Origin of the sequence: Pseudomonas sp. B7(2017) (assembly GCF_002112745.1) — a bacterium.
In the GTDB taxonomy this organism is placed as follows: Bacteria; Pseudomonadota; Gammaproteobacteria; order Pseudomonadales; family Pseudomonadaceae; genus Aquipseudomonas; species Aquipseudomonas ekonensis.
This window is the reverse complement of sequence record NZ_NEIP01000002.1, coordinates 491,368-508,859: the sequence shown is the minus strand read 5'-3', so window position 1 is coordinate 508,859 and position 17,492 is coordinate 491,368. Positions and strand designations below refer to the sequence as shown.

At 65.7% G+C, this 17,492-nt stretch carries 17 protein-coding genes; 7 read left to right on the top strand and 10 right to left on the bottom strand.

The window, feature by feature from the left end:
- Positions 1 to 120 precede the first annotated feature (120 nt).
- Positions 121 to 978, top strand: coding sequence for an EF-hand domain-containing protein (gene xopAW / locus CAG29_RS05795; protein WP_085693956.1), 858 nt, complete (start codon positions 121 to 123; stop codon positions 976 to 978).
- 209 nt (positions 979 to 1,187) lie between these two features.
- Here the strand turns inward: xopAW and CAG29_RS05790 are convergent, their stop codons facing one another.
- From CAG29_RS05790 to CAG29_RS05750, 9 genes are all read right to left on the bottom strand, one after another.
- Positions 1,188 to 2,240 carry an AI-2E family transporter gene (locus CAG29_RS05790; protein ID WP_085578161.1) on the bottom strand — a complete coding sequence of 351 codons (1,053 nt, stop codon included), beginning with the start codon at positions 2,238 to 2,240 and terminating at the stop codon, positions 1,188 to 1,190.
- A gap of 68 nt (positions 2,241 to 2,308) precedes the next feature.
- Positions 2,309 to 3,115 (bottom strand): DUF4892 domain-containing protein, encoded by an 807-nt coding sequence (locus CAG29_RS05785; RefSeq protein WP_085578290.1) that lies wholly within the window; start codon positions 3,113 to 3,115, stop codon positions 2,309 to 2,311.
- 124 nt (positions 3,116 to 3,239) lie between these two features.
- A complete protein-coding gene (locus CAG29_RS05780) occupies positions 3,240 to 4,094 on the bottom strand; it encodes an alpha/beta hydrolase (RefSeq protein ID WP_085693954.1) in 855 nt (284 codons plus the stop codon).
- Positions 4,091 to 4,897 (bottom strand): alpha/beta fold hydrolase, encoded by an 807-nt coding sequence (locus tag CAG29_RS05775; protein ID WP_085578163.1) that lies wholly within the window; start codon positions 4,895 to 4,897, stop codon positions 4,091 to 4,093. Before CAG29_RS05775 ends, CAG29_RS05780 begins: the two co-directional genes overlap by 4 nt.
- Positions 4,898 to 5,016: 119 nt before the next feature.
- The gene (locus CAG29_RS05770; protein WP_085629657.1) at positions 5,017 to 5,460 is read right to left on the bottom strand and encodes a hotdog fold thioesterase; all 444 of its coding nucleotides are present in this window, start codon (positions 5,458 to 5,460) and stop codon (positions 5,017 to 5,019) included.
- A gap of 32 nt (positions 5,461 to 5,492) precedes the next feature.
- Positions 5,493 to 7,148, bottom strand: a complete 1,656-nt coding sequence (locus tag CAG29_RS05765) for an AMP-binding protein (RefSeq protein WP_085578165.1) — start codon at positions 7,146 to 7,148, stop codon at positions 5,493 to 5,495.
- Positions 7,149 to 7,356: 208 nt separating this feature from the next.
- Positions 7,357 to 7,809 (bottom strand): phosphohistidine phosphatase SixA, encoded by a 453-nt coding sequence (sixA, locus tag CAG29_RS05760; RefSeq protein ID WP_085578166.1) that lies wholly within the window; start codon positions 7,807 to 7,809, stop codon positions 7,357 to 7,359.
- On the bottom strand, positions 7,806 to 8,153 hold the full coding sequence (locus CAG29_RS05755; RefSeq protein WP_085578167.1) for a DUF4389 domain-containing protein: 348 nt from the start codon (positions 8,151 to 8,153) through the stop codon (positions 7,806 to 7,808). The genes sixA and CAG29_RS05755 overlap by 4 nt, the downstream gene beginning before the upstream one ends.
- 18 nt (positions 8,154 to 8,171) lie before the next feature.
- On the bottom strand, positions 8,172 to 9,197 hold the full coding sequence (locus CAG29_RS05750) for an NAD(P)H-dependent glycerol-3-phosphate dehydrogenase (protein WP_085578168.1): 1,026 nt from the start codon (positions 9,195 to 9,197) through the stop codon (positions 8,172 to 8,174).
- Between the two features lie 196 nt (positions 9,198 to 9,393).
- On the opposite strand from CAG29_RS05750, the gene CAG29_RS05745 reads away from it, so the two are divergent.
- The 6 genes from CAG29_RS05745 to CAG29_RS05720 all read left to right on the top strand — a co-directional run bounded on the left by CAG29_RS05745 (position 9,394) and on the right by CAG29_RS05720 (position 16,855).
- Entirely contained in the window at positions 9,394 to 11,517 is a 2,124-nt protein-coding gene (locus tag CAG29_RS05745) for a TonB-dependent siderophore receptor (protein ID WP_085578169.1), read from the top strand.
- A 1-nt stretch (position 11,518) separates the two neighbouring features.
- Positions 11,519 to 12,454 (top strand): ABC transporter substrate-binding protein, encoded by a 936-nt coding sequence (locus CAG29_RS05740; RefSeq protein WP_085578170.1) that lies wholly within the window; start codon positions 11,519 to 11,521, stop codon positions 12,452 to 12,454.
- On the top strand, positions 12,451 to 14,355 hold the full coding sequence (locus CAG29_RS05735; protein ID WP_085693952.1) for an ATP-binding protein: 1,905 nt from the start codon (positions 12,451 to 12,453) through the stop codon (positions 14,353 to 14,355). The genes CAG29_RS05740 and CAG29_RS05735 overlap by 4 nt, the downstream gene beginning before the upstream one ends.
- Positions 14,356 to 14,602: 247 nt before the next feature.
- Positions 14,603 to 15,118: a 3-hydroxyacyl-[acyl-carrier-protein] dehydratase FabA gene (gene fabA / locus CAG29_RS05730; RefSeq protein ID WP_085578172.1), complete on the top strand. Its 516-nt coding sequence runs from the start codon at positions 14,603 to 14,605 to the stop codon at positions 15,116 to 15,118.
- 11 nt (positions 15,119 to 15,129) lie between these two features.
- Positions 15,130 to 16,350: a beta-ketoacyl-ACP synthase I gene (gene fabB, locus CAG29_RS05725; RefSeq protein ID WP_085578173.1), complete on the top strand. Its 1,221-nt coding sequence runs from the start codon at positions 15,130 to 15,132 to the stop codon at positions 16,348 to 16,350.
- A gap of 322 nt (positions 16,351 to 16,672) precedes the next feature.
- On the top strand, positions 16,673 to 16,855 hold the full coding sequence (locus CAG29_RS05720) for a hypothetical protein (RefSeq protein WP_085578174.1): 183 nt from the start codon (positions 16,673 to 16,675) through the stop codon (positions 16,853 to 16,855).
- Between the two features lie 73 nt (positions 16,856 to 16,928).
- Here CAG29_RS05720 and CAG29_RS05715 read toward each other — a convergent pair whose 3' ends face one another.
- The gene (locus tag CAG29_RS05715; RefSeq protein WP_085578175.1) at positions 16,929 to 17,471 is read right to left on the bottom strand and encodes a DUF2058 domain-containing protein; all 543 of its coding nucleotides are present in this window, start codon (positions 17,469 to 17,471) and stop codon (positions 16,929 to 16,931) included.
- Positions 17,472 to 17,492 lie beyond the last annotated feature (21 nt).

Below are 17,492 nucleotides of genomic sequence, written 5' to 3'. Positions count from 1 at the left end.
CAGCCTCGCCCTCACGCGTGTGTACTGCCCGGTACAAAACCCACATACCCACGACAACTCGCGCCCCGAGGCTGCACAAGCCGGTGCACCCACCGGTTTCCAGCCCAAGGAGTGAGCCCGATGATCGGCAGCGTCAGCAACTACACGAGCTATACCGGCACCAGCAGCACCGCCACGCAAAACGCCCGCAGCCAGCAACTGCAGAAGGAGCTGTTCGCCAAGCTCGACAGCAACGGCGACGGTTCGGTGGATCAGGACGAATTGGGCAGCGCCCTGTCGCAGAAGTCCGACGATGGCCTGCTGGTCAGCCTGAGCCAGCAGTTCGGCGATCTGGACAGCGATGCCAGCGGCAGCCTCAGCGCCGAAGAAATGACCGCCATGGCGCCTCCGCCGCCACCGCCCCACGACCAAGCGCCGAACACCGAACTGGCCGATGCCCTGATCAGCGCCCTGGACACCGACGGCGACGGCGCCATCAGCGGCGACGAACTGAGCACCGGCCTGACCAGCGCCGGCAGCACTGCCGACAGCAGCGAAATCTTCTCGGTTTTGGACAAGAACCAGGACGGCGTCGTCAGCCAGGACGAGCTCGCCGCCAGCCTCGCTCCTCCATCGCCGCCGCAGCAGCCGATGTCCGGCGATGAACTGTTCAGCCAGCTCGATGCCGACAGCGACGGCAGCGTCACCGCCACCGAACTGAGCAGCGCCGTGCAGACCGGCGCCAGCGCCTCGTCCTCCGACACCGACAACGCCGCCGCGCTGCTCAAGGTGCTGGACAGCGACGGCAGCGGCGGTGTCAGCAGCGACGAGTTGAAGGCTGCGCTGCAGGCCGGCCGCGAACGCCCGAACGACGAAGCGACGGCCGACACCCGACAGTCCACGGCCCAGGCGCTGAACCGCATGATCGCCAACCTGAGCAAGCAATACTCGCTCGACAACGCGGCGCCGGTGGGCAAGTACCTGAATGTGTCGACTTGAGCCGAAGGCATGACGGGCAGGCCCGCTCTTGCAGGTTCCTGTGGGCGCAACTGCCTTGATCCGGCCTTGCGGCGCCTCGACTGACGCCATCGCCAGCAGGCTGGCTCCTACAGGGGATCTCTGCTGAACGCGAGATTGTCGTTCAACGCAAAACCCTGTGGGAGCCAGCCTGCTGGCGATGGGGGCGCAGCCGATGGCCGGGCAACGCCTCAGCGCCGGTCTTCGACCCGCGCCTGGCTCTTGCTCCAGTCGGTCAGCAGGCTGTAGGCCACCGCCAACAGGGTCGGCCCGATGAACAGGCCGATGAAGCCGAACGCGATCAAGCCGCCGAACACTCCGAGCAGCACGATCACCAGCGGCAGGTTGCCGCCGCGGCTGATCAGGTACGGCTTGAGCACGTTGTCCACGCCGCTGATGATGAACGTGCCCCAGATCCCGAGAAATACCGCCATCCCGTAGTCGCCCTTCCAGGCCAGCCACGCCGTGGCCGGGATCCACACCAGCGGCGGCCCCATCGGGATCAGGCTGAGCAGGAAGGTGACGATCCCCAGCACCAGCGCCCCCGGCACCCCGGCGATCAGGAAGCCGATCAGCGCCAGCAGCCCCTGGGCCGCCGCCGTGCCGATCACCCCGTTGACCACCCGCTGCACCGTGCCGGCCACCAGTTCGATGTAGTAACCGGCGCGGTCGCCGATCAGCCGCTCGAGCAGGCTGTGGACGAACGCCGCCAACCGCGGGCCGTCACGGTAGAAGAAGAACACGAAGACGATGCTCAGGGTCAGTTCGAGCATGCCGCTGCCGATCTGCGCGCTGCGCGCCAGCAGCCAGTTGCCGACCTGCCCGAGGTAAGGCTTGACCGCCACGATCACCGCGGCGCCCTGCTGATCGATGCTGTTCCAGACCCGCACCAGCCGCTCGCCCACCAGCGGCACGGCGCCCAGCCAGTCCGGCGCCTCCGGCAGGCCGTCGACCTGCACGTCCTTGATGAACGACGTGGCGTCACGCACATGGTCGGCCAAGTTGAACCCCAGCCATACCAGCGGCGCCGCCACCAGCAGCATCCAGCCGAGGGTCAGCACCAGCGCCGCCAGGGACTCGCGGCCATTGAGCCAACGGGTCAGCAGGCGCATCAGCGGCCAGCTGGCGAACGCCAGCACCGCGCCCCAGAACAGCGCCGACCAGAACGGCGCCATCACCCACAGGCTGGCGCCGAACAGCACCAGCAGGAGGATCTGCACCAACAGCCGATCGTTATTGAGCATGTGAGGTCCCGAAACAATGATTCAGCCAAAGAGTAGGCGAACACGCCGCCCGTGTCCGCCCGATGTGCCTAGCGCAACAGGTCGATGCGCAGGCCGGAACCATCCCCGCTGCCGGTTTCCATTCGGGCCGCACGCACGCCGGAGCCGATCAGCGCCTGGCGCCAGGCCTCGGCCTTCGGTCCTGCGACCGTCACCCGCAGCGTAGTGTCGAGGTTCAGCCCACGGGACAGCAGGCGCAGCCAGGTGTCGTCCGGCTCGCCGGAGAGTTTTGGGAAATCCAGCTCGCCGGTGCTCTTGAGCTGGCGCAGCAAGGTCGCGGAGGTCGGCAGCAGGTCACCCAGCGGCGCGCCGGATTCGAACTGCTCGACGTGCAGGTAGGCCTTGCGGTTGCCCCGCGTGATGCCGTAGAGCGCCACCAGCGTGTTGTCCCGTGGCGCCGCCAGCCTCAGCAGCAGATAGGCCTGCTGCTCGTCGGCGCCGTACAGCTTGGCGTTGCCGAACACTTCGTTGGCCCACAGGCTGCTTTCGCCGCAATCCCGGGCCTGACACCAGAACAGCAGTTCGGCGTCCTGCTTCTGCAGGGCCTCGCGGGCGACGGTGAAGGCTTCGGTGGAGGAATGCTCCGGCGGCAGCTCATAGGTGACGGAGGTGGTCTGGCCGCGGGCGCCGACCTGGCCGTCGAAGCGCAACTGGCCGCTGATCTTGCGGATGGCGCCCAACGGGTAGATGCGTTCCATCTCGACGGGCGCGCGGTAATCGACGATCTGGGCGTCGGCCAGGCGCGGCACGATCGGCAGATCCTGGCTGCCGGGCAGGTCGGCGGCCGACGCCGCGGCGCTGAAGCAGCCCAGCGCCAGCAGGCTGATGAATCGAATGCGCAGGCTCATCGGATCGGCATGGCCTGGGCGCCCTGGAGGCGGTGCGGGGTTGCGGTGCGGAAATCCATCTTGGTCGTCTCCCATTTCAACCCGCTCAGCCTCGACAGTTGCCCGGCGCAAGTCAAGGAATGGCGAAGAACCGATTGAAACAGTCTGCGACAAGCCCCGCGCCGGACGCGTCGTTCAGGTGCAGGTGGTGCCCGCCGGGCAGCTGTTCACGACTGAAGGGTAGACGCTCCAGCAGCTCCGGATGCTTGGCCAGCATGCCGTCGGCCGCCACCACCAATTGCGCGGGGCAGGTGATGCGCTGGACGAACGCTAGCGCCTGCTCCTGGGTCAGGCGCAGCGGCGACGGCAAGGTCAGGCGATTGTCGGTGCGCCAGGTGTAGCCGCCCGGCACCGGCATCAGCCCGCGTTGCGCCAGCAGTTCGGCGGCCTCGCGGCTGACCGCCACCAGGCCTTTCATGCGCGCTTCGATGGCGCGGTCGAGGGTGGCGTAGACCGGTTTGCGCTTGTCCCGCAGATCCAGTTGCGCCTGGAGGGCCATGCCCATGCGTTCGGCGGCGTTTTCGCCCTTGTCGGTGGGCGGGATCACCCCGTCGATCAGCGCCAGGTGGCTGATGCGCTCCGGCATCGAGCCGGCCAGCACCAGCGAAACGATGGCCCCCAGCGAATGCCCGAGCAGGCCGAAGCGCGTCCAGCCCAATTGCTCGGCGACTTGCAGCACATCGTGGGCGTAGTCCCACAGCGCATAGCCGGCGCCGTTCGGGCGGTGCCCGGAATGCCCGTGGCCGGCCATGTCCAGGGCGACGATGCGCAGGCCTTTGAGCATCGGCGCCAGGCGGGCGAAGCTGTTGGCGTTGTCCAGCCAGCCATGCAGGGCGATCACCGGCAGGCCGTCTTCGGGGCCGAACAGGTGCGCCGCCAGTTCGATGTGCGGCAGGCTCAGGCGCACCTCTTCGACGGCCGGGCTCATGCGCAGTCCTTGCTTTGGCGGCTGTCCCAGCGTTCGAACAGCCCTTTGAGCAGCCGCGCCGTGTCCTGCGGGCGTTCGAGGGGAAACATGTGGCCGCCGGGCATGCTCAGCGCCTCGCCCTGGGGCAGGCGCCCGACGTGACGGGTGTGGTGGTTCATCACCACACGGCTCTTGTGCCCGCGCACCACCGCCAGCGGCACTTTCAGCTGACGGGTGCGGCCGGGGCTGGTGTGCGGCACGCTGCGGTAGATGCTGATTTCGGTGGCCGGGTCGAAGCGCAGGCGCAGCTTGTCGCCGACCTTGTGCAGGCCGTGCTGCAGGTAGGCATCGAAGCATTCCGGGTCGAAGCCCCGGAACAGGGTCTTGCCGGCGAAGTAGCTGCGGGCGCTGGCGAGGTCGGCGAACTCTTCGCGCCGGCCCAGGGTGCGCCCTGCCGGGGTCAGCCGGTCGATGAAGCCGAAACGCTTGGCGGCGCGGATCACCCACTGATCGGTGCGGGTCAGCACCGGCGAGTCGAGCATCACCACCCCGCGGTACAGCTCCGGGCACCGCAGGGCGGCATGCAGGTGCAGCATGCCGCCGAAGGAGTGGCCGACGCCCCACACCGGTTCGTCTTGCTGGCGCAGGTGATGAACCAGCTCGTCCACGAGGTTGTGCCAGTTGTCGTCCGCCGGGAAACGCGGGTCATGGGCGTGCTGCTCCAGATGCGCGACCCGGTATTCCGGCGCCAGCGCCGCGAACAGTTTGCCGTAGGTGCCCGAAGGGAACCCGTTGGCGTGGGCGAAGAAAATCGGTTGCGGCATACCGGCAGATCCATGAGCGGAAAACATGCGGCGATTGTCCGCAAGAGCGCGCCGCGCAGCAATGACCGTAACTGCCAGGAATGATGACAGTCCGGTCATGGCTATGGCGCAATCGTCACTCAGCGCGCCGGCGGTCGCTCGCCCAGCGGCACCACCGCCATGGTCAGCCGCGACACGCAACTGGCCTTGCCTTCGTCGCTGGTCAGGCGGATGTCCCAGACATGGGTGGTGCGCCCTAAGTGAATGGCCTTGGCCACCGCCGTCACCCGCCCGCTGCGCAGGCCGCGCAAGTGGTTGGCGTTGATCTCCAGGCCCACGCAATAGAATTTGCTGGCGTCGATGCACAGGTAGCTGGCCATCGAGCCGACGGTCTCGGCCAGCACCACCGAGGCGCCGCCGTGCAGCAAGCCATAGGGCTGGTGCGTGCGGTGGTCGATCACCATGCTGGCGGTCAGGGACTCGTCGTCGAAGGCTTCGAAGCGGATGTCCAGCACTTCGCCGATGGTGTTTTTCTGGATCGCGTTCAACTGCTCGATGTTCGGGGTGGTGCGCCACAGGCTCATCGCAGGGTTCCCTTTATTGTTTTGTTCGTCGCTCAATCCTGCCACAGCACCGCCTCGCCGCGCTCGCTCCATTGCGCAAAGCTTGCCCCGTAGGCGTCCTCGATGACGTTGCGCTTGATCTTCAGGGTCGGCGTCAGGAAGCCGTTCTCCACCGCCCACGTGTCCTTGACCACCACCAGCCGATGCAGGCGCTCGTGCTTGTCGAGTGCGGCGTTGACGTCCTCCAGCAGCCTTTCCAGGCTCGAATGCAGCCCGGCGCGGCCCTCGTCCCGGCCGGCGAGCGACAGCACGCACAGCCCCAGCGGCGCGATCAGGCCGTCCCCGACCACGCACACCTGCTCGATCCGCGAATGCACCGCCAGGCGGTTCTCGATGGGCGCCGGCGCCACGTACTTGCCTTTGCTGGTCTTGAAGATTTCCTTCAGCCGCCCGGTCAGGCGCAGGCGCCCCTCGGCATCCTGCTCGCCCTTGTCGCCGGTGCGCAGGAAGCCGTCGTCGGTCAGGGTCTCGGCGGTCTTCTGCGGATCCTTGTAGTAGCCGAGCATGTTCGCCCGGCTGCGCACCAGCACTTCGCCGGACGCGTCGATGCGCACCTCGACGTCCGGGCACGGCTTGCCGATCCAGCCCTGCCGGTACTCGCCGGGCAGGCAGATGTGCGAATAGCCGCAGCTTTCGGTCATGCCGTAGACCTCCAGCACCTCAAGGCCAAGCTTCTGATACCAGTCGAGCAAGGCCTGCGGCACCGGCGCCGCGCCGGACAGCGCCACGCGCAGGGCGTCCAGCCCCAGCCCGGCCAGCACCTTGTGGCCGACCCGCTTGCCGATGAAGGGCAGCCCCAGCAGAAAATCGAGACGCTTGGCCGGGATCTTGCCGTACACGCCCATCTGGAACTTGGTCCAGATCCGCGGTACGCCGAACATCGCCGTCGGCCGCGCCCGTCGCAGGTCGGTTAGGAAGGTGTCGAGGCTTTCGGCGAAGAACACCGTCTGGCCGGTGTAGACCGCCGCCAGTTCGACGAACATGCGCTCGGCGACGTGGCACAGCGGCAGATAGGACAGCAACCGGTCGTGCTCGCCCAGGCCGAATAGCTGCGTGCCGCGGGTGGTGGCGAAACCGAGGTTGCCGAAGCTGTGCATCACGCCCTTGGGCAGGCCGGTGGTGCCGGAGGTGTAGATGATGGTCGCCAGTTGATCGGCGTCGGGACGCGGATCGTCCTGGATCGGCGAGCTGCGCTGCAGGTCTTCCCAGCTGAAGTCGAAGCTGCCCCCAGGATGCAGCGGCAGGCTGACGGTCGGCAGGCCCTCCGGCACGCCGGCCGACATCGCCGGCCAGTCGTCCAGCTTGCCGATGAACGCCAGCACGCTGTCCGAATGGCGCAGCACCTGGCCGGCCGACTCGGCGGTGAGGTTCGGATAGAGCGGCACCGACACGTGCCCGGCCATCCAGATCGCCAGATCGGCGATGATCCAGTGCGCGCAGTTCTTCGAGATCAGGGCGATGTGGCTGCCCTGGGGCAGTTCGCGGGCGCGCAGCCAGTGCGCCGCGCAACGGGCCTGATGGCCGACGTCGGCCCAGGTCAGGGTTTCGACCTGCCCGCCGCCGAGGGGCTGCACCAGGAAGCGTTGTCGGGGGTGACGGGCCTCGCGTTCGTAGAACACGTCCAGCGGCAATCGGAAAGGGGCAGGCATGGGACTCGCTCCTGGTTTTGGGTCAGGAGCAAGCGTAGTCAACCAAGCAAGTGCTTGGTTGGAAATTTCGCACAAATCATTTCAAGGCAATCCCGTGCTGCGGTGCGCCGTCTGACGCCATCGCGGGCAAGCCCGCTCCCGCAGGGATCCGGGGTGCATGCAGAATCTGCGGCCGCCGAAAAACAAAGTGGGAGCAGGCGCCTGCGCCTCAAGGATGCTTGAGGCTGTTGAGCGTCATCGAGCCGATCAGCAGTTCGCTGTGCTCAAGTTCGGCCAGCCCGGCGGTGCTGACCTTCTCCGGCGGATAGCCGGCGCCGTGCTGCAGGTAGCTCAACAGGTGCCCCACCAGCGGGTTGTGGCTGACCAGCAAGACATTGCTGACCGACACCAGTTGCTCGGCGACCTTGTCCGGGTCGGTTTCCGGCATGAGCCAATCCACCGTGCGGATCTCCGGCTCGAAGCCGAGCGCCTCGCGCACCAGTTGCGCCGTCTGCTGCGCCCGCAGATAGGGGCTGGCGTAGATCGCCGTCAGCGGCTGGCCCATCAGCCTGGCCGCGCTGCTCAGCACTTCCTTGCGGCCATGGGCGGTCAGTTCCCGCTCGGAGTCGGCGCGCGAGCCGTAGGGCTCGGCCTCGCCGTGACGCAATACCCAGAGTTTCATAGCTTGGGTTCCTCATCTCGAACCGGGTGCGCAGCCGGCGCAACGGTGTGCGGCGCTTCGCCTTCCGGGGTGCGCGGCGTCGGCCAGTCGGCGAACGGCCAGGGTTTCTGGTCGCTGTGGAAACTGCCGAAACGGCCGATCTGGGCCAGGAACTGGCTCAGGCTGTCGCCGAAGTTCATCAGGCCGGCGTTCGGGGCGCCGTAGATCAAACGATAGATCAACTGCACCAGCACCACGGCCCCGAGGATGAACTGCGCCACCTGCCAGACCAGCGCGTACACGATCATCCACAGTACCCGCAGGAGAATGGATTCGTAGCCCGCTTCGTTTTTCGGATCGCTCATGTCTCGTCCCCTGCTGACTCAGTTGAAACCACTGGTGGAAATGAAATCGACATCGGTCTTCGGCTCGCCGCGCATCAACAGGCCGATGACCTGCTCCAGCGTGCGCCCTTCGAACAGAATCGCATGCAGCCCGGCGACCAGCGGCATGTACACGCCGACCTCCTGCGCCTTGGCCTTGAGCACCTTGAGCGTGTTGACCCCTTCGGCCACCTCGCCCAGGCGCGACACCGCCTCGTCCAGGCTCAGCCCTTGGCCCAGGGCGAAGCCGACCTGGTAGTTGCGGCTCTTGGGCGACGAACAGGTGACGATCAGATCGCCCACCCCGGCCAGCCCCAGGAAAGTCATCGGGTTGGCGCCCTGGTTCACCGCGAACCGGGTCATCTCGGCCAGGGCTCGGGTGATCAGCATGCTCTTGGTGTTTTCGCCCATGTCCAGCGCCACCGCCATGCCGGCGATGATCGCGTAGACGTTCTTCAGCGCCCCGCCCAACTCCACGCCGAAGCGGTCGGCGCTGGCGTAGACGCGGAAGGTGCGCCCGTGCAGCGCGGCCTGCACCTGGCGGCACAGGTCTTCGTCCTCGCTGGCGACCACCGTGGCGGTCAACGCATGCTCGGCGATCTCCCGCGCCAGGTTCGGCCCGGACAGCACGCCGATGCGCGCCTCTGGGGCGATCTCTTCGAGGATCTGGCTCATCAGCTTGAAGGTGTGGGCTTCGATGCCCTTGGTCAGGCTGACCAGCATCTTGCCCCGCAGCCGTTCGGCATGGCTGGCCAGCACGGTGCGCAGCGCGCTGGAAGGCAGCGCGACAAAGCACAGGTCGCAGGCGTCGAGGGTCTCTTGCAGGTCGGTGACGGGGGTCACCTGAGGCAGGATCTTGATGCCTTTGAGGTAACGCGGGTTCTCGCGGTTGACCCGGATGGCCTCGGCCTGCTCGGGGTCGCGCATCCACTGCCGGACTTGATGGCCGTTCTCGGCCAACAGATTGGCCACGGCGGTACCGAAACTTCCGCCTCCCAGGACCGCGATCGGGCGCTGTTCAGTCATATGTAATCCGTCAATCCATACCAGTGGCGATGGCGGCATTATACGGGGCGGCCCCCGCCGGGACAGCCCCGGCAACAATTACCGCCGCATGTAGGAAGAAGACCAATAAAACCGAGGAAAATGCCTGCATCGTGAATGGAAAAGTCACTGCGCTCGGTTAACATGCGCGCCACTTATTCGCTATCAAGGCTGTCTCGTGTCTTTTGGTCCATCTTCCACACGTTCCTCCCTGCTGCTGGCGCTGCTGTTCAGCCCGGCCGTGCTGGCGGACGACCTCTTTCTGGACAGCGAGGCCCTGCCGCAGATCCTGACCGCCACCCGCCTGAAACAGTCGCCGGCCGAAGTGCCCGGCAGCATGACCGTGCTCGACAGCGAACTGATCAACGCCAGCGGCGCCCGGGACATCAGCGAACTGCTGCGCCTGGTGCCGGGCATGATGGTCGGCGACATCAGCGGCAACCAGGCCGCCGTCAACTACCACGGCACCAACGCCACCCAGGCACGGCGCATGCAGGTGCTGATCGACGGCCGTTCGGTGTACCGCGCCGGCCTGGCCACGGTGGACTGGAGCGACATCCCGGTGGCCATGGAAGACGTGGAGCGCATCGAGGTGTTCCGCGGCCCCAACACCGTCAGCTACGGCGCCAATGCGCTGATGGCGGTGGTCAACATCATCACGCGCAACCCGGCGGACAGCCACGGCACGCGCATCAAGATCAGCCGCGGCCAGCGCGGCATCAACGACTACTACGCCAGCCAAGGCACCGGCTGGAACGGCGGCAACCTGCGCCTGTCGCTGTCCGGCCAGCAGGACGACGGCTTCGATGAAGACCGCACCGGCGCCGACTACCGCGACAGCCGACGCCTGGACCGCGTCAGCCTGGCGGTCAGCCACACGCTCAGCGACGATCAGAGCCTGGATTGGCAGATCAACGCGAAGGACGGCACCAACCAGCGCCCCTACACCTACCGACCGGTGTTCTACGGCATCACCGCGGCCGGCAACAATTCCGACGTGATCGCCAAGGACTACGCCGGCTCGGTGCGCTGGAACCTCGACGTCAATCCCGACCACAGCCTGTATGTGCAGGGTTCGGCGCAGCACTGGGACCGGCAGCAGACCTGGCGCGCCTGCGACGCGGAAGTGTCGTTCAGTCCGCAACTGACCGAGCTGTGGAAACTCAACCCCAACTACACCGAACTGCTGGCGCGCAACATGAACCGCTTCACCGGCCCCGGCGCACCGCCCGGCACGCCGGCCGAGATGGCGCTGGCCAACCAGGTGCTGGACCAGTGGCGCAACGGCGCCAGCCGCACCGTGTGCGGCGACATCGACCAGAGCATCCGCGAGTCGCGCTATGACCTAGAACTGCAGGACACCCTCAGCCTGTCCGACAGCCTGCGCCTGGTCAGCGGCATGAACTACCGTTACGACCGGGCCGAGTCCGAAACCTATTTCAACGGCACGCTGGACGACACCACCTGGCGCACGTTCGGCCAGTTGGAGTGGCGCGCCAGCGAACACTGGCTGCTGCAGGGCGGTGCGATGTTCGAAGACACCCGTCTGGTGGGCAGTTCGCTGACGCCCAGGTTCGCGGTCAATTACCTGATCAATCCGCGCCACGGCCTGCGCGCGGTGTATTCGGAGGCGATCCGTTCGCCGGGCATGTTCGAGAACAACGTCAACTGGAGCTATCAGGTCTCGGGGCTGCGGCCCTACGCCTACGGTCAGTCCTCGGCCCGCTACTTCGTCAAGACCCGCGGCCCCGGCGACCTCGACCAGGAACGCATGCGTTCGCGGGAACTGGGCTACAACGGCTTTTTCGCCGACCTGGGCCTGGCCCTGGACGTGAAACTGTTCTACGACGAAATCACCGGCATGATCAGCGAGCCGCTGCGCAACAATCAGTTCATCGCCAGCAACGCCAACAGCGCCCGCTTCCGCGGCACCGAAACCCAGGCGGACTGGCGCCTGAGCGCCGCCGACCGGTTGCGCCTGACCTATGCCTTCGTCGACGCGCAGGCCAGCAACCCCCAGGACCAACAGTTCACCGCGCGCAACAGCGGTTCCGCCGGCTGGCTGCGCGACTGGGGCCGGGGCTGGAGCAGCGCCCTCTTCTACTACGGCGACAACGCGCTCAACGGTTACCGCTTCGAGCGGGTGGACACGCGCATCGCCAAACGCATCCCCCTGGGCAAGGCCCAGCTGCAATTGGCCGGCGTGGTGCAGCAGCGTCTGGACCATGAGCCGACCACGTTCGTCGACAACAACTACGACGACCGCCGCGTGATGTACCTCAGCGCGGAGCTGGAGTTTTAAGATGCGTCTGCCCCTGTCACGGAAGATGCCGGGCGTCGGCCACTGGCTGGCCGGGCTCTGCCTGTTCCTGACAGCGTGGCTGCACGGCGTGGCCGTGCAGGCGGCGGACATCCTGTTGACCGGCGCCGAGGAAAGCCCGGGGGTGCAGTCCTTCGTCCAGGCCCTGAGCGAGCTGCGCCCCACCGACCGCGTACGCTTCCAGCCGTTGGCCAGCCTGCCGGCCCCGGGCAAGCTGCCGGCCAGCCTGCGCCTGATCCTGCTGGATCTGCCGAGCCTGGACTGGCGCCTGCAAGAGACCCCGGGGCCGGCCACCCTGGTGCTGCGCATCAGCCGCCTGCAAGCGCAGCAGCGCTTCGGCAACGCCCAGCCGCCGTCGCACCTGAGCCTGCTGTGGAGCGACCCGATGCCCGGCCGCCAACTGCAGCTGATCCGCCGGCTCCTGCCCCAGGCCCGCCGGGTCGGCGTGCTGTTCGACCGGCACAGCGAGTTTCTTTTGCAGGAGCTGCACCTGGCGGCCCGGTCGCTGGATCTGGAAATCGTCGGCGAGCGCTGGGACAACACCCGCGACAGCCGCCCGTTGCAGGCCTTGCTGAAAAACAGCGACGTGCTGCTGGGGCTCGACGACCCTGACCTGTACAACCCCAAGACCGCGAAAAACCTGCTGCTCAGCAGTTATTCCCGACAACTGGCGCTGATCGGCCCCAACGTCGCGTTCGTGCGCGCCGGCAGCCTGGCCAGCAGCTACAGCGACCAGAGCGACTGGCTGGCCATTCTCGACGCCTTGCTCGACCGTCCGCCGGCCAACTGGCCGCGCACGCTCTACCCCGATCGTTTCAAGGTCTCAAGCAATGCCCAGGTGGCTCGTTCCTTAGGTATCGAACTGCCCGATGAAGTGTCTGTGGCCAAGGATTTGGCCGAAGGAGAGCGCCGACCATGATTTTCCGCCGCCGCTGGGACATCAACACCCGCACCCAACTGATCAGCCTGGGCCCTGCGCTGTTGCTGACTTTGCTCCTGATCACCTTCTTCACCTTCGTGCGCATCCAGGATCTGCGCCAGGAGCTCACCCGCACCGGCCAACTGATCGCCAACCAACTGGCGCCGGCCACCGAATACGGGGTGATCTCCGGCAACAACGAAGTGCTGGAGAGCCTGCTCAAAGCCACCCTGGCTACGCCCAACGTACGTTTCCTGGAGGTGCAGGACAGCGGCAACCGAGTGCTGGCCTACGTCGAGCAAGCGGCGAACGCCCACAACCGCCCGCATCAGGTCGAGGTGTTCCAGGCGCCGGTCAGGCTGCAGCGGATCGCCCTGCACAACGACTTTTTCCAGGACAGCCGTCCGGCCAGGAACGGCACCGGCGAGGATTACCTGGGCCGGGTGATCGTCGGCCTGTCCAGCGACGCCTTCAGCCAGCGCCAGCAGGAAATCCTGCTCAAGGCCGGCATCCTCGCGCTGTTCGCCCTGCTGTTCACCTTCGTCCTGGCACGGCGGCTGGCCGGCAGCCTGTCCCAGCCGATCCGCGACATCGGCCATGCGGTGCGGGCCATCCAGGACGGCGACTTCAAGACGCCGCTGCCGATCGTCGACGACACCGAACTGGGCGCCCTGTCGCAGCACATCAACAACCTGGCCCAGGCCCTGGAACAGGCCAGCCGCGAACAGCAGCAGGCCATGGCGCAACTGATCCAGACCCGCGAAGAGGCGGAAAAGGCCAACAACGCCAAATCGGACTTCCTGGCGATGATGAGCCATGAACTGCGCACGCCCATGAACGGCGTCCTCGGCATGCTGCAGTTGCTTGAGACCACCGAGATGACCGAAGAGCAGATCGAGTACGCCGCCCTGGCGTCCGAGTCCACCGAGCACTTGCTCAAGGTCATCAACGACATCCTGGACTTCTCGCGCATCGAGCGTTCGGAGCTGGAACTGGAGCACATCCCCTTCAACCTGGCCGACCTGATCGCCGCCTGCGCCCAGTCGTTCCAGCACAGCGCCCTGCAGCGCGGCTTGAGCCTGCAGTTGCGGATCCCGGACGACATGCGCGATCTGCAGGTGCAAGGCGATCCGACGCGGATCCGGCAGATTCTGGTCAACCTGGTGGGCAACGCGCTGAAGTTCACCGAACAGGGCCAGGTCGGCATCGAAGCGCAATGGCAGTCGCTGGATCACGAACTGCTCTGGTTCACCTGCTCGGTGCGCGACAGCGGCATCGGCATCTCCCCGCAAAGCCTGGAACTGATGTTCAACGCGTTCCAGCAGGCCGACAGCTCGATCTCCCGGCGCTACGGCGGGACGGGGCTGGGCCTGCCGATCGCCCGCACCCTCGCCGAACGGATGGGCGGCACCCTGCGGGCGCAGAGCGAAGAAGGCCGCGGATCGGTGTTTACCCTGGAAATCCCCTTGGCTATATATAAGCAGGCGTTGCCGACGCTGGCGGCGCCACGCCTGCCCGCCGGCGACGGCCACGGCGAGGGGCGCAAGGTGCTGCTGGTGGAGGACAACCCGGTCAACCAGACCGTGATCGAAGCGATGCTGCGCAGCCTGGGCTTTGCCGTCAGCATCGCCACCGACGGCGCGCAAGCGGTGCGCTGCGCCGACGGGCAGCGATTCGAAGCTATCCTGATGGACTGCCGGCTGCCGGTCATCGACGGCTACGAGGCGACGCGCCAGATCCGCCGCCTGCCCGCCTGCAACGATGTGCCGATCATCGCGCTGACCGCCAACGCCTTGCAGGGCGACCGGGAAAACTGCCTGTCGGCGGGGATGAACGACTATCTGGCCAAGCCGTTCAAACGCAACGATTTGCAGCAGATCATGCAGCGCTGGGTGCAGTAAGGGACAGCCTTTCAAGCATCTGCGACTGGCGTGGAAAGCGAAAGTGCGGCAGTCTTAGGCTCCCGAACGGGCCTCAAAAGGGGCTTGAATAAAAATTTCAGTGCACAAGTGTACATTCATGTCCTTGGTGCTGTGACTTTCACTACAACGCAATAGTCTATGAGTAGGCTGCCGGATCGAGGCATGAACGCTTCGGTCGGCCGGGAAGAACGCCCCACCTGCCGCATGGGACTATTGAGGAGCTCGCATGACCAAACAAAACGCCTTTACCCGGGAAGACCTGCTGCGCTGCAGTCGCGGTGAGCTGTTCGGCCCAGGTAACGCGCAACTGCCCGCCCCGAACATGCTGATGGTGGATCGCATCACCCACATCTGCGAAGAAGGCGGCAAGTACGGCAAAGGTGAATTGGTCGCCGAGCTGGACATCACCCCGGACCTGTGGTTCTTCGCCTGCCATTTCGAAGGCGATCCGGTGATGCCGGGCTGCCTGGGCCTGGACGCCATGTGGCAACTGGTCGGCTTCTTCCTGGGCTGGCAAGGCCTGCCGGGCCGCGGCCGTGCGCTGGGTTCGGGCGAAGTGAAGTTCTTCGGCCAGGTGCTGCCGACCGCCAGCAAAGTCACCTACAACATTCATATCAAGCGCGTCCTCAAGGGCAAGCTGAACATGGCCATCGCCGATGGTTCGGTCAGCGTCGACGGTCGCGAAATCTACACCGCCGAAGGCCTACGGGTCGGCGTGTTCACCTCCACTGACAACTTCTAAGGGTTATCCGCATGCGCCGCGTCGTTATCACTGGTCTGGGCATCGTTTCTTGCCTGGGCAATGACAAAGAGACCGTCTCCGCCAACCTGCGTGCAAGCCGCCCTGGCATCCGGTTCAACCCGGAATACGCCGAAATGGGTCTGCGTAGCCAGGTTTCCGGCTCCATCGACCTCAACCTCGAAGAACTGATCGACCGCAAGGTCTACCGTTTCGTCGGTCACGCAGCCGCCTACGCCTACCTGGCGATGGCTGACGCGATCAAGGACTCCGGCCTGACCGAAGAGCAGGTGTCCAACCCGCGCACCGGCCTGATCGCCGGCTCCGGCGGCGCCTCCACCCTGAACCAGATGGAAGCGCTGGACATCCTGCGCGAGAAAGGCGTCAAGCGCGTCGGCCCGTACCGCGTGACCCGCACCATGAGCAGCACCGTGTCGGCCTGTCTGGCCACACCGTTCAAGATCAAGGGCCTGAACTACTCCATCGCCTCCGCCTGCGCCACCAGCGCCCACTGCATCGGCACTGCGATGGAACAGATCCAGATGGGCAAGCAGGACATCGTCTTCGCCGGTGGCGGCGAAGAAGAGCACTGGAGCCAGTCGTTCCTGTTCGACGCCATGGGCGCCCTGTCCAGCAAGCGCAACGACACCCCGGAAAAGGCCTCCCGCGCCTACGACGCCGACCGTGACGGTTTCGTCATCGCCGGCGGCGGCGGCATGGTGGTGGTCGAGGAGCTGGAGCACGCTCTGGCCCGCGGCGCGAAGATCTACGCGGAAATCGTCGGCTACGGCGCGACCTCCGACGGCTACGACATGGTCGCCCCGAGCGGCGAAGGCGCGATCCGCTGCATGCAGCAGGCGCTGTCCACCGTCGACACCCCGATCGACTACCTGAACACCCACGGCACCTCGACCCCGGTCGGCGACGTCGCGGAAATGAAAGGCGTGCGCGAAGTCTTCGGTGACAAGGCGCCGGCCATCAGCTCCACCAAGAGCCTGTCGGGTCACTCCCTGGGCGCCGCCGGCGTTCACGAAGCGATCTACTGCATGCTGATGATGGAAGGCAACTTCATCGCCGGCTCCGCCAACATCGACGAGCTGGATCCGGAAGTGGCCGACCTGCCGGTGCTGACCCAGACCCGCGAGAACGCCAAGATCGACACCGTGATGAGCAACAGCTTCGGCTTCGGCGGCACCAACGCCACCCTGGTGCTGAAGCGCTGGACCGGCAAGTGATTTCACGCTGCTGAGCCGCACATGAAAAACGCCCCGACCGGTTCGGGGCGTTTTTTTTCGCCTGGAGAAACCTCGCCGCCGGACGCCCGCCAAGGCACAACGGCTTGCGCAAAGGGGTGCGCAACGCCCCGCCAACATGAAACATCTGTCATGCAACTTCCCGCCCTGCGACTGAATGTCGCGTATCACGCGGGCTCCAGCACTGTTGCGAAATCCGCAAGGATACATTGCAGAAACCGAACGTTTACTTAGCAAGCTAACAAACTCTATAAAAGAGTCCTGCACATGCCTTGCTGCAGATAACAGAGATTGGAGCTAGCAGATGACTGTAAAAGTGACTGAACGCGACGATTCACACATGTCCCATGAAGGCGTGGCCGCCGGCGTACGGATCTGGGACGTGCATCAACAGGACTTGCTGGTGGGGATGTTCCACAACGAGGCCGACGCCCACAGCTACAAGGCCGAGCTGGAGCTGCTGGAGCGCCAGCGCGAACAGGGCTGAGCGGCAAGCGACACAGCATCCATAACGACGAACCCCGCCATGAGCGGGGTTCGTCGTTATGCGTGTCGGACGCTTACCACATCAGATCGTCAGGGATCTGATAGGCCGCGTACGGATCGTCCTCGTCCGTGACCTCTTCGGTCTTCTCGTTCATCTGCACGATGCGCTGCGGATCGCGCTCCTGGATCTTCAGGGCGGCCTCGCGCGGGATCACTTCGTAGCCGCCGGCGTGGTGCACGATCGCCAGCGAACCGCTGCTGAGCTTGTTGCGCATCAGCGTGTTGACCGAGAGGCGCTTGACCTTCTTGTCATCGACGAAGTTGTAGTAGTCCTCGGTGTTCAGCTTCGGCAGGCGCGACACCTCGATCAATTGCTTGATCTGCGCGGCGCGGGCCTTGGCCTCAGCCTTTTCCTGCTGCTGGCGGTTCAGCTCCTGGTCGCGCTTGACCTTCTCGGCCTGGGCCTCCTGGGCCGCGCGCTGCTGCGAGTCGTCCAGCTCGATTTGCCCCTTGTGGGCCAGGCGTTGCTGCTTTTGCTTGTCCTTGCTGACTTGCTTGACCTGCTTTTGGTTGACCAGCCCTGCCTTGAGCAACTGGTCGCGAAGGGAAATACTCATGGTGCTTACTCACTTGGGCAA

Excerpts from the sequence above, each read along its gene's own strand:
- CAG29_RS05770 (WP_085629657.1), bottom strand. The coding sequence starts at position 5,460 with ATGAGCCTGTGGCGCACCACCCCGAACATCGAGCAGTTGAACGCGATC.
- CAG29_RS05775 (WP_085578163.1), bottom strand. The coding sequence starts at position 4,897 with ATGCCGCAACCGATTTTCTTCGCCCACGCCAACGGGTTCCCTTCGGGC.
- CAG29_RS05750 (WP_085578168.1), bottom strand. The coding sequence starts at position 9,197 with ATGACTGAACAGCGCCCGATCGCGGTCCTGGGAGGCGGAAGTTTCGGT.
- xopAW (WP_085693956.1), top strand. The coding sequence starts at position 121 with ATGATCGGCAGCGTCAGCAACTACACGAGCTATACCGGCACCAGCAGC.
- CAG29_RS05735 (WP_085693952.1), top strand. The coding sequence starts at position 12,451 with ATGATTTTCCGCCGCCGCTGGGACATCAACACCCGCACCCAACTGATC.
- fabA (WP_085578172.1), top strand. The coding sequence starts at position 14,603 with ATGACCAAACAAAACGCCTTTACCCGGGAAGACCTGCTGCGCTGCAGT.
- sixA (WP_085578166.1), bottom strand. The coding sequence starts at position 7,809 with ATGAAACTCTGGGTATTGCGTCACGGCGAGGCCGAGCCCTACGGCTCG.
- CAG29_RS05715 (WP_085578175.1), bottom strand. The coding sequence starts at position 17,471 with ATGAGTATTTCCCTTCGCGACCAGTTGCTCAAGGCAGGGCTGGTCAAC.
- CAG29_RS05765 (WP_085578165.1), bottom strand. The coding sequence starts at position 7,148 with ATGCCTGCCCCTTTCCGATTGCCGCTGGACGTGTTCTACGAACGCGAG.
- CAG29_RS05780 (WP_085693954.1), bottom strand. The coding sequence starts at position 4,094 with ATGAGCCCGGCCGTCGAAGAGGTGCGCCTGAGCCTGCCGCACATCGAA.
- CAG29_RS05790 (WP_085578161.1), bottom strand. The coding sequence starts at position 2,240 with ATGCTCAATAACGATCGGCTGTTGGTGCAGATCCTCCTGCTGGTGCTG.
- fabB (WP_085578173.1), top strand. The coding sequence starts at position 15,130 with ATGCGCCGCGTCGTTATCACTGGTCTGGGCATCGTTTCTTGCCTGGGC.
- CAG29_RS05720 (WP_085578174.1), top strand. The coding sequence starts at position 16,673 with ATGACTGTAAAAGTGACTGAACGCGACGATTCACACATGTCCCATGAA.
- CAG29_RS05740 (WP_085578170.1), top strand. The coding sequence starts at position 11,519 with ATGCGTCTGCCCCTGTCACGGAAGATGCCGGGCGTCGGCCACTGGCTG.
- CAG29_RS05755 (WP_085578167.1), bottom strand. The coding sequence starts at position 8,153 with ATGAGCGATCCGAAAAACGAAGCGGGCTACGAATCCATTCTCCTGCGG.